General features: G+C 38.6%; 14 protein-coding genes and 1 pseudogene. 9 read left to right on the top strand and 6 right to left on the bottom strand.

Features of this window, described 5'->3' with window-relative positions; genetic code table 11:
- The first annotated feature begins 52 nt into the window (after window positions 1–52).
- Together ALFOR1_RS06810 and ALFOR1_RS06805 are read left to right on the top strand one after the other, a co-directional pair.
- A complete protein-coding gene (locus tag ALFOR1_RS06810) occupies window positions 53–364 on the top strand; it encodes a DUF962 domain-containing protein (RefSeq protein WP_104642463.1) in 312 nt (103 codons plus the stop codon).
- A gap of 532 nt (window positions 365–896) precedes the next feature.
- Complete coding sequence (locus ALFOR1_RS06805) at window positions 897–3464, top strand: TonB-dependent receptor plug domain-containing protein (protein WP_104642462.1); 2568 nt, start codon at window positions 897–899, stop codon at window positions 3462–3464.
- Between the two features lie 80 nt (window positions 3465–3544).
- Here the strand turns inward: ALFOR1_RS06805 and ALFOR1_RS06800 are convergent, their stop codons facing one another.
- The 3 genes from ALFOR1_RS06800 to ALFOR1_RS06790 form a co-directional block, all read right to left on the bottom strand.
- A complete protein-coding gene (locus tag ALFOR1_RS06800; protein ID WP_255318864.1) occupies window positions 3545–4546 on the bottom strand; it encodes a branched-chain amino acid aminotransferase in 1002 nt (333 codons plus the stop codon).
- Window positions 4547–4738: 192 nt separating this feature from the next.
- Complete coding sequence (locus tag ALFOR1_RS06795) at window positions 4739–5791, bottom strand: fatty acid desaturase family protein (RefSeq protein WP_104642460.1); 1053 nt, start codon at window positions 5789–5791, stop codon at window positions 4739–4741.
- Window positions 5788–6831, bottom strand: coding sequence for a flavin reductase family protein (locus tag ALFOR1_RS06790; protein WP_104643632.1), 1044 nt, complete (start codon window positions 6829–6831; stop codon window positions 5788–5790). Before ALFOR1_RS06790 ends, ALFOR1_RS06795 begins: the two co-directional genes overlap by 4 nt.
- A gap of 269 nt (window positions 6832–7100) precedes the next feature.
- Between ALFOR1_RS06790 and ALFOR1_RS06785 the strand changes: the two genes are divergently transcribed.
- From ALFOR1_RS06785 to ALFOR1_RS06755, 7 genes and pseudogenes are all read left to right on the top strand, one after another.
- Window positions 7101–8276 carry a PQQ-dependent sugar dehydrogenase gene (locus ALFOR1_RS06785; protein WP_104642459.1) on the top strand — a complete coding sequence of 392 codons (1176 nt, stop codon included), beginning with the start codon at window positions 7101–7103 and terminating at the stop codon, window positions 8274–8276.
- A gap of 138 nt (window positions 8277–8414) precedes the next feature.
- Window positions 8415–8594: a DUF6435 family protein gene (locus ALFOR1_RS06780; RefSeq protein ID WP_104642458.1), complete on the top strand. Its 180-nt coding sequence runs from the start codon at window positions 8415–8417 to the stop codon at window positions 8592–8594.
- 600 nt (window positions 8595–9194) lie between these two features.
- Window positions 9195–9569 (top strand): hypothetical protein, encoded by a 375-nt coding sequence (locus ALFOR1_RS06775; RefSeq protein ID WP_131692401.1) that lies wholly within the window; start codon window positions 9195–9197, stop codon window positions 9567–9569.
- 83 nt (window positions 9570–9652) lie between these two features.
- Entirely contained in the window at window positions 9653–9871 is a 219-nt protein-coding gene (locus ALFOR1_RS06770) for a hypothetical protein (RefSeq protein ID WP_104642456.1), read from the top strand.
- Window positions 9872–9961: 90 nt separating this feature from the next.
- A pseudogene (locus tag ALFOR1_RS06765) lies at window positions 9962–10105 on the top strand (transposase); the annotation flags it as partial.
- Between the two features lie 126 nt (window positions 10106–10231).
- Window positions 10232–10375, top strand: a complete 144-nt coding sequence (locus ALFOR1_RS20670; protein ID WP_232007048.1) for a DUF3465 domain-containing protein — start codon at window positions 10232–10234, stop codon at window positions 10373–10375.
- A 43-nt stretch (window positions 10376–10418) separates the two neighbouring features.
- Window positions 10419–10757 carry a hypothetical protein gene (locus ALFOR1_RS06755; RefSeq protein ID WP_024597909.1) on the top strand — a complete coding sequence of 113 codons (339 nt, stop codon included), beginning with the start codon at window positions 10419–10421 and terminating at the stop codon, window positions 10755–10757.
- A 108-nt stretch (window positions 10758–10865) separates the two neighbouring features.
- On the opposite strand, the gene ALFOR1_RS06750 is transcribed toward ALFOR1_RS06755, so the two are convergent.
- From ALFOR1_RS06750 to ALFOR1_RS06740, 3 genes are all read right to left on the bottom strand, one after another.
- On the bottom strand, window positions 10866–11309 hold the full coding sequence (locus ALFOR1_RS06750) for a GNAT family N-acetyltransferase (RefSeq protein WP_104642455.1): 444 nt from the start codon (window positions 11307–11309) through the stop codon (window positions 10866–10868).
- A 64-nt stretch (window positions 11310–11373) separates the two neighbouring features.
- Window positions 11374–11967 (bottom strand): DUF2238 domain-containing protein, encoded by a 594-nt coding sequence (locus tag ALFOR1_RS06745; protein WP_104642454.1) that lies wholly within the window; start codon window positions 11965–11967, stop codon window positions 11374–11376.
- 61 nt (window positions 11968–12028) lie between these two features.
- Complete coding sequence (locus tag ALFOR1_RS06740) at window positions 12029–12820, bottom strand: SDR family oxidoreductase (protein WP_104642453.1); 792 nt, start codon at window positions 12818–12820, stop codon at window positions 12029–12031.
- Window positions 12821–12828: the final 8 nt, after the last annotated feature.

Raw genomic sequence — 12828 nt, 5'->3', positions numbered from 1 at the left:
TAAACTTAAGCTTTAATGGTATTTATAATTAATAACTATAAAAGACTACATTATGGAAAACGAACACTCGTTTAAGAGCTTTAAGGCATTTTACCCTTATTATTTAAAAGAACATCGAAATGTTACCTGCCGCCGTTTACACTTTGTGGGTAGCGTACTTGTACTTGCAGTTATTATAATCGCGCTATTAAAACAGCAATACAGCCTATTATGGTTATTGCCTGTTATTGGCTACGGGTTTGCTTGGATTGGGCACTTCTTTTTTGAAAAAAACCGCCCCGCAACTTTTAAACATCCTTTTTATAGTTTGTGGGGAGATTGGGTAATGTTTAAAGATATGCTAACTGGCAAAATAAAATTTTAACTTATTTTTATATCAATTTTTTATAAAAAGGCAGTTTCTTCTATATTTAAAGTATAGGCATTTATTACAACGTACTTATTTTTTAAACGGCTTTTAAATGTTAATTTAATTAACATTTAAAAGCCGTTTTTTATTTTTATGTTTTAAATTTATTTATAATTAGATCTTAATTAATTGCCAAGCCAATAAAAATAGACCTTTACAAACAATCACTTTAAATTACCACCTCATCTTACCAGTTAATTAAACGTTAACCCGCCTTTTTAAAAATAACTTATTGCCCATCAGTAACTTACACATCTCTATTTCTATATAACTAAAATCACTTTGAATATAAAAATTAGTAAAATGTAATTATAAAAACATTCAGTTTAATTGAATGTTATTCAATTGACTCAGTTTGTTAATGCCGTATATGTTCTAAGTAACAAAGCAATTTGTTAAAAACAGGCTTATATAAAAGCCTAAGTAAGCCCAAAGGGTTTACTTATACAACACCAAAATAATTCAATGGGTTTGAGGGAAAAACAACATGAATAAAAGACCATTATTTAAATTACAACAAACTGCCCCACAAAAACTGCTGGCGTTAAGCGTATCAGCAGCCTTACTGGGTAGTTTTTCAATTAATGCTGCAGAACAAGAGCCACAAGCACAAAAAGACATAGAACAAATAAGCGTTATTGGCTCTCGCCGATTAGGCCGCACAGTAGAAGACAGCGCTGTGCCTATTGATATTATTGGCGCCGATGCACTTAAAAGCTCAGGCCTTACCGAAACAAACGCATTATTAAGTAACTTATTACCAAGCTTTAACTTTCCGCAGGCATCTCTTACTGATGGTAGTGACCATGTACGCCCTGCACAGCTTCGTGGTTTAGCACCCGATCACACTCTAGTACTTGTTAATGGTAAGCGCCGTCACAGTAATGCATTACTTAACTTAAATGGCTCAACAGGTCGTGGCTCTTCGTCTGTAGATTTAAATGCAATACCAGCAAACGCTATTGAGCGCATTGAAGTATTGCGCGATGGTGCAGCTGCGCAATATGGCTCTGATGCAATAGCGGGTGTTATTAATATTGTACTTAAAAGTGCAAGTAGCGGCGGATCTGTAGCTGCAATTTATGGCGCAAATGTAACCGAAATGGATGGCGTACCTCAGCTTGAATCTGTATCTGAGGGTAGCGATGGTAATTTAGCATTTACCGAAGGCGGCGATCGCTCATTAACAGACGGACAAACTTTAACGCTTCAAGGTAATATGGGTTTTGAACTGGGCGAAAATGGCTTTTTAAACATTTCGACTGAATACCGCGACCGCCACTCTACAAACCGTTCAGACTACGATCAACGCGAAAACTACGATCGCTTAGACGATGGCTCACTCGACCCTCGTGAACTCACAGTAAACCGTTACAACCATAACTTTGGTAATGGTGATGTAGAAGATTTCTCTGTTTTTTATAACTCAGCTCTACAACTCACTAACGATGCTGAGCTCTATTCATTTGGTTCTTACTCTAAACGTGAAGGTGAAGGCGGCGGGTTTTATCGCCGTGCAAGCGACAGCCGTAATATAGAAGAAATTTACCCTGACGGCTTTTTACCGGTGATCACCTCAGACATAAACGACTTTTCATTAGCGCTTGGCGTTAAAGGATTTTTAAGCGAATGGAATTACGATGTATCGGCAGTCTATGGTCAAGATGCATTTGAGTTTGGTGTTATAAATAGCTTAAATACATCATACGGCCCTACTAGCCAAACAAGCTTTGATGCCGGCACCCTGACTTACGATCAGCTTACTTTAAACGTAGATTTTAATCGCGAAGTAGATGTAAGCTTTTTAGACAGCTCGGTAAGTGTTGCTTTTGGCGCAGAGTATCGTACAGAAGGTTACAAAATTGAAGCAGGCGAAGAAGCGTCATACGCACAAGGGACATTTGGCCCAGGTGGTGAAGTTACTGGTGAAGATGGCCCGTTTGGTGCTGCAGGCTCGCAAGTATTTCCAGGCTTTACCCCAGAGTCTGAAGGTGACAACAGCCGCCACAATGTTAGCTTTTACATCGATTTGGAAACCTACCTTACAGATGATTGGAACATAGCTGTTGCAGCGCGTTACGAGGATTACTCTGATTTTGGCGATACGCTCAATGGTAAAATTGCAACGCGTTATTCGCTCACTGAAGATTTAGCCATTCGTGCATCGGCATCAACAGGTTTTAGAGCGCCCTCTTTACAACAACAATACTTTACATCTGTTGCAACAGTATTTGTTGATGGCGAGCCAACCGAAACAGGCACCTTTGCACCAAGTAGCGATGTAGCACAAGCCCTTGGCTCACCAGGTCTTGATGCAGAAGAAGCCACTAACTACGGTGTCGGCTTTACGTGGTCTACCGACTTCAACTTCAGCTTATCGGTTGATTACTATCAAATATTAATTGATGACCGTATCGTTTTATCTAACAATTTGTCGGGCGATGCAATTGAAGAACTATTAGCAGGCACTGGCGCAACACAGGGTCGTTTTTTCTTAAATGCGATTGATAGTAAAACACGTGGTGTTGATGTAGTTGCTTCGTACAATGTAGCAACCGATGGCTATGGCGATATTGCCTTTAACTTAGGCTACAACTACGGCAAAAACGAAGTAACAAATATTATCGATCCACCAGCCGAGCTACAAGGAGCAGGGTTCGATCAAGACAACTTATTCTCAGGCACTGAGCTGCGTCGTTTTGAGGTAAGTACACCCCGTAACAAATACAATTTAAGTGCTACGTGGACTAACGATGATATTCGTACCACGCTTAGAACAACTCGTTACGGCGAAACTCAAGATCCATCATCTACGGCTGAACTAAATGAAGTGTTAAAACCAAAATGGATCACCGACTTAGACATCGGTTACGCGCTTACCAATAACGTATCGTTGAGCGTAGGTGCAAATAACATTTTTGATGTATACCCAGATGCAACACGAGAAAACGTTGAAGAGCTAACAACCTTCTCGCGCTTATTTGCTTACTCTAGCTTCTCACCGTATGGATTTAACGGACGCTACGTATACGGCAAAATTGAAATGAAGTTTTAACTGTACCAAACTATTTAAAATACTTAAAAATACAAAAGCCACCTAATCGGTGGCTTTTTAATGTAAGCTTATAAAATCAATTAGATTTTAGTTAACCAACCGTGCTTATCTTCGCTTCTGCCCCATTGAATATCGTTCAATGCTTGGCGTAAGCGTGCTGTAGTTGGGCCTGGCTCGCCAGTACCTACTTTGTATTCTTTATCGTTATGAATAAACGTACCCACAGCAGTAAGTACCGCAGCAGTGCCCGAAAGTGCAGCCTCTGTACCTGGTTTAGCTGCGCGCTCTAGTAGCTCAGTAACACTAAAGTTACGCTCGCTTACTGTCATACCTAAATCTTTGGCTATGGTTAAAATACTATTACGCGTTACACCATGTAAAAACGTGCTATCAAGCGCTTTAGTAATAATTTCGTTGCCATCAATTAAAATAAAGTTAGCTGCGCCGGTTTCTTGTACGTCGCCACCTGGGCAAAATAAGATTTGATCTGCTTGATACTTTTCACGTGCAGCACTAATAGGTGCAAGTGCACTGGCGTAGTTACCACCGCTTTTAACCATACCCATATGCGGCGCACAGCGCATGCCGTCTTCTTCAAGTAATACACGTAGTGCGGTAGCACCGCCTGCAAAGTAATCGCCCACAGGCGATAATAATGTATATAAAAGTGAGCTCATAGACGGTGCTGCCGCTTTACCAATTGCAGCCTCAGTGCCTATGTGGGTTGGGCGAATATACATAGAGCCTGGTGGTAATGGCGTTTCGTCTGCGTATTCGCGCACTATTTCTAAAATCATGTTTTTTAACATATCGCCATCAAAACTAGGTAAACTCAACAAAGCAGAGCTTTGCTGCATACGGGCAATATTTGCATCCATTCTAAAAATATAAACAGAACCATCTTCACGACGAAAGGCCTTTAAGCCCTCAAAGCATGTGCTTGAATAATGAAGAACGTGCGCACCAGCATGAAGTTCAAGTTTATCGGAAGGGACAATTGAGCTTTCGTTCCATTCATTATCAGAAAAACGAGCTTGAATCATCTGCGGCATAAACACGGTACCAAATGCGGCCATTTTAATCTCTCTTGTGTGGTCTATTTTTCTCCATTGTATGACATTCACACATCATTTAACCATAGCTAAAGTAAGGCTTTTTTAATTAACCAAAAGAATTTTTTGCAAGTGCTGTTTATAAATTAAACACATTGCGAAGCGCATACAAAAAAGCCGATTAATATATGCTTATTAATCGGCTTTTTAAGAGCGTATTATTTATTTGAACGAGTATCTAATAATACGTTTTAATACCGAGCTGTACTGTTTAAAAAAGCCACCTGTATGATAATCAATACCGTGCTTTTGCATAACAGCTTGTACTTGTGGTGCCACTTCTTGATAGCGCGACGATGGCATATCAGGAAATAAATGATGCTCAATTTGACAGCTCAAATGCCCAGTTAAAACATGAAACCAATGCGGCCCTTTAATATTAGACGAGCCCAATACTTGGCGATAATACCACTGCCCTTGGGTTTCGTTTACGCAGTCTTCTTCTTTAAAGGTTTCGGTCTCTTCGGTAAAGTGCCCACAAAATATTATGGTTGATGTCCATAAATTACGAATTAAGTTTGCCACTAAATTACCCGCTAACACCCATAAAAATAAAGGCCCTGCAAGTAATGGGAAGATCGCATAATCTTTAATTAACTGGCGGGCGCCCTTACTAAAAAAACGTTGTTTTAAAGTAGCGTGCGATACACCCCCTTCACGGTTTTCCTTCTTTTTACCAATAAACACGCGTTCAGCTGCCAGCTCGTGATACGACACCCCCCACTGAAAGAGCACACTTAAATTAATATACGTAAAAAACTGCCATACATTTTTAAAGCGCCATTTAAAGTCATCACTTAAGCGTAATAACCCATAACCAAAGTCTCTGTCTTTACCAATAATATTAGTATACGTATGATGCTCAAAGTTATGTACGCGGTGCCAGCTTTGCCCATCACACGCTATGTCCCACTCAAAATGTTGTGAGTTAAGCTGTTTGTCGTTCATCCAATCGTATTGGCCGTGCATAACGTTATGGCCAATTTCCATATTGTCTAAAATTTTAGCTAGCGCTAATAACAGTACACCAGCAACCCACAGTAATGGCTGAATAAAACCAAGCATAAGCAAAATTCGCCCGCTCCATTCACACACTCGCTGTTTGCGTACAACAGCGCGAATGTAATCAGCATCTTGTTGCCCTACTTTGCCAAGCGTATCCATTTTTATGGTATCTAAATCGCTTGCAAGCTGATCAAAGTTTATATTTTTCATAATTGTAACTCCAAATCGCTAACAGGTTGGCTTACACAAAGTTGAATTAATTGCTCGCCGTTATCACTCAGTTCACCTGTTTTTAAATTGCGCACCACGCCTGATTTTTTAATACATTGGCATTGATGGCAAATACCAATACCGCAACCGCGTTTAACCGGTAATTGTTTTGCTTCAAACTGAGGCAATAAGGCATTATTGGCGCTTACTACATAGCCGCTGCTATTAACCTGCACATTAAATTGGCTGTCGTCATTTAAGCTTGGCAGTGCTAAACCAAATGCCTCTTGGTAGTAATTTAAATCGTGCTTTATAGCAAAATCACTCACCGTTTGCATAAAGCCCGCTGGCCCACAACAGTATATATCTGGGTTTTCCCAAACATTAATGTTGCGAGTAATATCACCCGACTGTTCACGTGTTAACAGTAAAAAAGAAAAGTGCGAAAAATCCCCAGCAAGTTTATTTAGCTCATCGACACATTGATACTCTGTGGCTTTAGCAAAATATATTAACGACACTTTTTGAGACGTAGTATTTAAATGCTCACTAAGCATGGCAAACATTGGAGTAATACCTGAGCCACCTGCAATAAAAGTCGCAGCTTTTTGCGTGTTTTTATAAACAAACTCACCAGTTGGCGCCGAAATATTGCACCACTCACCCACTCGTAAAGCACCGCTTAAAAGGCGTGTAAAACGCCCTTGCTCATTAGTTTTAATTAATAAACGCACCAACCCCGTTGTTTTAAATTGCTCGGGGCTTGAGGCAAGCGTAAATACCCGCGTGAGTAAACGGCCATTAATTTCTACGGTTAAACTAATATGTTGCCCAGCAGTATGTGCCTGCCAATGTTTACTTGGTTTAAGTAATACACTTAAAAAACTGCCATTTAATTCATTTATTTCAGCAACCTGCGCCCTGAATAAATTAGCGCGCCATGCTGGTTTAAAAGTTTGCATAATTGGCTCTATGTAACCTGCAAAACTTTGATGGTGTAAAAACCATTTAGAAAATTGGTTTAATACCTGAGTCATCATCATGGATAAATCTCTACTTAAACTAAATTACTTTGACCGTACACGTGTACGCTCAAACTTCAGCGCACAAGTGTACGCTCAAAAATATTAATTTCAACCGTATTAGAGTAAATATTCAACTTTACTTAGCGTTAATTGATAAAACAGATTTGTGGTTAATGACATTTTATTAAAAAATAAATGTGTATTTTTCGTTCAACTCAACGCTTAACAAAATTATTTATGCCATGCTAAGGTTATGTAAGATTGGATTAATTTTGGAAGCCATTATGATCAACTCAGTACCACATAACACACTCCCTAAACTAATAATTGCGGGCTTAACTGTTGCAATGCTTGGTATGTCTACACCTGTAAATGCTAATAATGACTATATAAAAAACCACAAACAGCTCGATGGTTTAGCGCTTAACGTTAACGTAGTAACAGCAGCAGAAGGTGTGGTTATACCTTGGGCTATTGAACCTTTAGCAAATGGTGACTTATTAATATCTGAACGCAGTGGTACATTATTTTTATTGCCTAAAAATACCACTACATTAACTAAAGTGTCTGGGCTACCTAAAATAGATGCAAATGGCCAAGGTGGATTGCTTGATTTATCACTGCACACCGACAATAAGCAAAATCACTGGCTGTACTTTAGTTACTCAAGCAGTGAGGGCACTGGAAGTGGAAGTAACACCGCCCTTATGCGCGCTAAGCTAAATGATGATCATACCCAGTTATCTGATCAGCAATTGCTATATAAAGGCGAACACAACAGCACCAAAGGCCAACACTATGGCAGCCGTATTGTGTTTGATGATGAAGGTTATGTTTATTTTTCAATTGGCGATCGCGGCTCGCGCACTATAAACCCGCAAGATCTAACCCGTGATGGCGGTAAAGTATATCGCTTACACGCTGATGGCCGTATTCCTAAAGATAATCCGTTTGTTAAACAAAAAAATGCAAAGCATGCAGTTTGGTCCTACGGGCACCGTAATCCACAAGGCATGTGGTTTGATAAACAAAATAATATTTTATGGTCTCATGAACACGGCCCTCGTGGCGGCGATGAGCTTAATATAATAAAAAAAGGCGCTAACTACGGGTGGCCTGTTGTAAGTTATGGCGTTAATTACAGCGGCACCAAGTTTACAGACCTTAAAGAAAAAGACGGCATGCAATCCCCCGTATTACACTGGACTCCTTCTATTGCTCCCTCCGATATGTTGTATGTAACGAGTGATAAATACCCAAAGCTGAAGGGTAAGCTATTACTCGCATCTATGAAGTTTTCTTTTATTAGCGCACTAGAACTCTCAAAGGGCAAGGTTGTTAAGCAACATAAAATACTCGATGGTATAGGCAGAGTACGCAGTTTAGCGCAAGGCAGTGATGGTTTTATTTATTTAGGCATAGATGGCCAAGGTATTAAACGCCTAGAGCCGCAAACGTAAACCCCTTAAATCATCAAAGTATAATGAATACAGCGTTTGCCTTATTTAATAAGGTAAACGCCTTGTCACTAAAAGAACTATTTATCTCTTTGTAGCGTACGATAAAGCTATAATTACTGTAAATTTAAGAGAGTCACCATGTTTTCAATATTCAAATCAGATCCAACAAAAAAGTTACGTAAAGAGTACGACGCAAAATTAGAACAAGGTATGCAGGCACAGCGCAAAGGCGATATTAAAAGTTACGCCATGTTAAGCGCAGAAGCCGAAAAAACCTGGAGTGAAATAGAAGTTCTAGAGGCTAAAAAATCCAAATAATACCAATCGTGTTAAGTTATTAGACATTTATAGCGACGGATAAATAAAGTGATAACAAGGCATAAATTTCGACATATAGCTGTTCTACATGAAAAATTTATAACGCCGTTAACGCTTTATTTAGCACGTCAGAAAGGCTAAATATTTAAGTCGATTGGTATAAACATCGTGTCTGCCCTGTTTAAAATGAAGGAAGACGCGTTTAGTAAATAATTCATCACCTTTTGTTTTAAAGCCTCCACCAGCCAAAAATCACCTTTTATAATAAGCTTATACAAAAAAGTGTACTTGAGGCCGTTACTTACGTTATCGCCACCGTTTTTAATGAATATTCAATGATTTTAAAAAGTGTTTTGGTTTTTCATTTTTAAAAATTTAGTTGCTACATTTACTAAAGCGATGGCGTTTTTCCTCCTAAGTCAGAAAATGAGGACACTTTCCTCTTTTCAGCCTGTTATAAAAAGAACACCCCGACTTAAAGTTTAATACTCGCAGTGTGTTACAGTATTTGTTATTTATATTAAAAATAATAAAGAGGACATACTTTGCTCATAAAAAGAGGAAAGTGTCCTTTGATAAAGTTGTTATGTGTAAATGATTATGGACTGGACTCAAATAAATCTATTCAAAGGTATTGACCTTAATGATTCGTTCGTTCTGAGTTGGGAGCATGAACGTGATCAACTTTGTTTTGTGCTAGAAGCAAGTATCTGGCCTGAATCCGATCACTATTCCAAGCCCAAGGATGATGAGTGCACTTGTTATCGAAAAGCCATACTAAAGTTTGTAAATTTACAGTGTATAAATGGCTTAAAGTCTATGGAATCAACGCCTTCAACCACAGACCCTGATGGCTCAACGGATTATGGCAATATAGATACACTCTGCCAAACAGAAAATGGTTTTGATCTATCAGGTGATTTTGGATTGGTAAATATAATCGGTGGGGAACTCTGCTTTGATGTTCACACATAACAAGCCCATAAACCAGACGCAAAAAAGCGGCGCTTTTTTGCGTCTGGTTTATGGGAACGTTATATGCAAAAAAGGAGTTTCGTATGGATATCAATGCAACAATTCTCGGCCAATTTATTTTCATATCAATGATCGTAATTACTGGCTTAAGTTATTATCTCGGTAAACGTAAAACCCAAAATGTTAAACCAACAACCTTCATTGGTTTTTTACTGTCATTTATGCCGCCATTAGGTCTAATCTTTGTCGCAGTTTTGGCACTTAAAAATGATGTTTCAAATAATAATGCATCTAATGTTTAGGTGCTTAATTGCATATAACAAGAACATTAAACGGAAAATGCTCCTCACCCGTTTTAGTGGACACCTCCTCATCACTATGAGGAGACTAAAATGCCTAGATATACTCAAGCTAGAAAGACACGGTTTTACCCAGTTAATTTCAAAATCAAAGCAGTCGAACTAAGCTTACGAGACGATGTCTTGATAAAGGAGGTTGCTAAGACGCTTGATATTCATCCGTTAATGCTCAGTCGTTGACGAAAAGATTCCTATATTAAACGTCGATAATAAAGGCTGGCGTCATCAAAAGTTTATTCTTAAATTAAGTTCAGCATTACTATTTTAATCGCACATAACATTGACCTAGCCCCAAAAATTAATTTGATTTCGAAAAGTGATAATGTTCAATTTTATAGAGAGTATGAGTGGAATAAAAAAGTGGCCGTAGTACACTGGACTCATAAAGATCCCAACGGATATCATGTTGGTGGTTGGTTAAAACACAAAGGTAAAATATACCAATAGCTTTATAGCAATCTGTTAAAGTAAAAAGGTAAGGAAAACGAAAATGACAATGCAATGGATCGCAATTTTGGCGGCTTTAGGCTGGTGTTTATTACAAGTAATACTTTTGCTTATATCTTCACAATGTATTTTTTTAATGATCGAGTTTCGCTCTGATAATGAGCATAAACTGTATCAAAAACTTCTATCAAACTTTATTAAATATCTTTTTTACTCCTTATTTATTTTACCACTCATCTCTCTAGGTTTGTTTATATATGGTGTTATTAACATTAAAGAATGGTGTGAACTTAAGCCTGGATTGTGGGTATTTGCTGCTTGGTGGGTGGCTCTATTTGTACTTTCTTATGCTCTATCAATGAAGAAAAAATATCGTATTTAAAAGAGTATTAATATCTACCGCCAAAAAGTTTATAACATCAAAAAACAGCTTACTAATTAGCTATATAGTGAATCATAAAAATAATAACCCCACTTTAGAAAGTACTCTCTACTTACTATCACCATACACATTGGCAGGATTTATTTGCATTAGCAGTGCGGGGTTGTCTATTGGCTTAAACCCATATTGCGCGTACAGACTATGCGCATCAGAAGTCGCTAATAAAAAGCGCCTGAGCCCTTGCAGCTCAGGGTGCTCTACTATTGTTTTAATAAGTAACTTACTCAGCCCATTACCTTGCAAGTGCGGGGCAATAAATACATCGGCTAAATAGGCAAAGGTTGCTTTATCGGTCACTACTCGGGCAAAGCCAACTTGTTCGTTATGAGCGCTGTAAACACCAAAGCACATTGAGTTATCAATAGCTGATTGCATCACGCTTTTAGGAATGCCTTTGGCCCAATAGCTATTAGCAATAAAGTTATAAATAACGTTAAAGTTAAGTTTACTTTTGTCTGTGCTGATTGAGTAATCACTAGTGTTTACAGTCATAAGTTAATAGTCTTTTATTAATATTTTATAAGCGTTTCTATATAGTCTTTAACGTTCCTATAGCCTATAAATAATCTTTAACGTTTTTAAGCTGTTTGTCGTGTACTTTTGAAAGCATTAACAATGAGCAAATAGCCCCAAATAACGCCAGTCCCATATCTGATTGGGTATCCCACACGTAACCTTGCGTGCCTAAAAACGCTTCTGCGTTTTCGCCGCTTAACACTGCAACCCACCACTCTATTAATTCGTAAAAGGCGCTAAATGCTAAACATACCGAAATAACAAAGGTGATTAACCAGCCTCGACCATTTACTACTTTTTTGCGCAGTAAAATTTCGCGTGCTAGTAGTGCAGGTACAAACCCTTGAAAAAAGTGCCCTACTTTGTCGTAGTTATTACGCTCGCTACCAAATAGATTATCGAAAAAAGGGACTTCGGCGTAGGTGTAATGCCCGCCAATCATCAGCACAATGCAATGCGCTAAAATAAAGGTGTATAAAATGGGGGTGAGTTTAAAATGCTTATAGCTGCTTGCCATAAGCACTAAACCTATGATTGCGGGGATAACTTCTAGCAGCCAAGTAAACTGATCTTTCGGGTTAATTCCGGACCAAATCAATACAATAAAAAACAGCCCAAGCCATACATACTTCATTTAGAATCCTTGTCTAAACTGATCAAATTTACAGCATTTTATATCTCTAAATCGTACGATGCTACCTATAGTTTGTTTTAGCTGTTAATCGATTAAATAAACGAGGAAAAAAACGTTTAATTGTAGGCGCTAAGCCACTTAAGCCTTTGCCAACAATAACTTCGTCTTTTTTATTATGAATTGCGTGAATCATTTTTTTAGCGGCTACACTTACATCCATACCATTTTCTATTGAGTGCTCTGGCTTGTTTTGCGCTATTCCTTGCTCGTTTAACGAATTATGTGCAATGGCTGTTTTAATAGAGCCTGGGCAAATAGTTAAGCAATGAATGTTATGCTCAGCAAGCTCTGCACGCAGGCAATCCATAAAACCCACTACCGCATATTTTGAGCCTGAATAGCCCGTTCTAAATTTAGAGCCTACTTTACCCGCAACGCTACTAATTGAGACTATTGAGCCTCTGCGCCTTTCAACCATAGTAGGCGCTACCGCTTTAGTGAGTGCAATGAGGCCAAAATAGTTAACTTCCATCAACTGGCGGTAAACATTAAATTCGTTTTCTAAAAATAAACTGCGCTGCGATACCCCACCGTTATTAATTAAAATATCGATAGCAGGTAATGTATCGAGTAAATCAGTAACCTGAGCCAAAACAGCCTCAGGTGCTGACAAATCAAGAGGCACAATAAGGTGCCCATCGCCGTGTAAACTTTGCTTTAGTTCGTTAAGTTTATCAACGCTTCTAGCTGATAAAATAACGTTGGCACCCAGTGCTGCAAACTGTATTGCGAGCTCCTTGCCAATACCTGATGATGCGCCTGTGATCCACACTGTTTTATTTTTATAGTCCATGTGTTTAG

The sequence above is a fragment of the Pseudoalteromonas carrageenovora IAM 12662 genome (genome assembly GCF_900239935.1).
GTDB classification, from domain to species: Bacteria; Pseudomonadota; Gammaproteobacteria; order Enterobacterales; family Alteromonadaceae; genus Pseudoalteromonas; species Pseudoalteromonas carrageenovora.
Note: the sequence above shows the minus strand (reverse complement) of the source record. Positions and strands in the feature narration are given on the sequence as shown.

Bases quoted from the DNA above. Each gene is read 5' to 3' on its own strand.
- ALFOR1_RS06780 (WP_104642458.1), top strand. From the start codon at position 8,415: ATGTTTTCAATATTCAAATCAGATCCAACAAAAAAGTTACGTAAAGAG.
- ALFOR1_RS06785 (WP_104642459.1), top strand. From the start codon at position 7,101: ATGATCAACTCAGTACCACATAACACACTCCCTAAACTAATAATTGCG.
- ALFOR1_RS06755 (WP_024597909.1), top strand. From the start codon at position 10,419: ATGACAATGCAATGGATCGCAATTTTGGCGGCTTTAGGCTGGTGTTTA.
- ALFOR1_RS06805 (WP_104642462.1), top strand. From the start codon at position 897: ATGAATAAAAGACCATTATTTAAATTACAACAAACTGCCCCACAAAAA.
- ALFOR1_RS06795 (WP_104642460.1), bottom strand. From the start codon at position 5,791: ATGAAAAATATAAACTTTGATCAGCTTGCAAGCGATTTAGATACCATA.
- ALFOR1_RS06810 (WP_104642463.1), top strand. From the start codon at position 53: ATGGAAAACGAACACTCGTTTAAGAGCTTTAAGGCATTTTACCCTTAT.
- ALFOR1_RS06775 (WP_131692401.1), top strand. From the start codon at position 9,195: ATGGACTGGACTCAAATAAATCTATTCAAAGGTATTGACCTTAATGAT.
- ALFOR1_RS06740 (WP_104642453.1), bottom strand. From the start codon at position 12,820: ATGGACTATAAAAATAAAACAGTGTGGATCACAGGCGCATCATCAGGT.
- ALFOR1_RS06750 (WP_104642455.1), bottom strand. From the start codon at position 11,309: ATGACTGTAAACACTAGTGATTACTCAATCAGCACAGACAAAAGTAAA.
- ALFOR1_RS06770 (WP_104642456.1), top strand. From the start codon at position 9,653: ATGGATATCAATGCAACAATTCTCGGCCAATTTATTTTCATATCAATG.
- ALFOR1_RS06790 (WP_104643632.1), bottom strand. From the start codon at position 6,831: ATGATGACTCAGGTATTAAACCAATTTTCTAAATGGTTTTTACACCAT.
- ALFOR1_RS06745 (WP_104642454.1), bottom strand. From the start codon at position 11,967: ATGAAGTATGTATGGCTTGGGCTGTTTTTTATTGTATTGATTTGGTCC.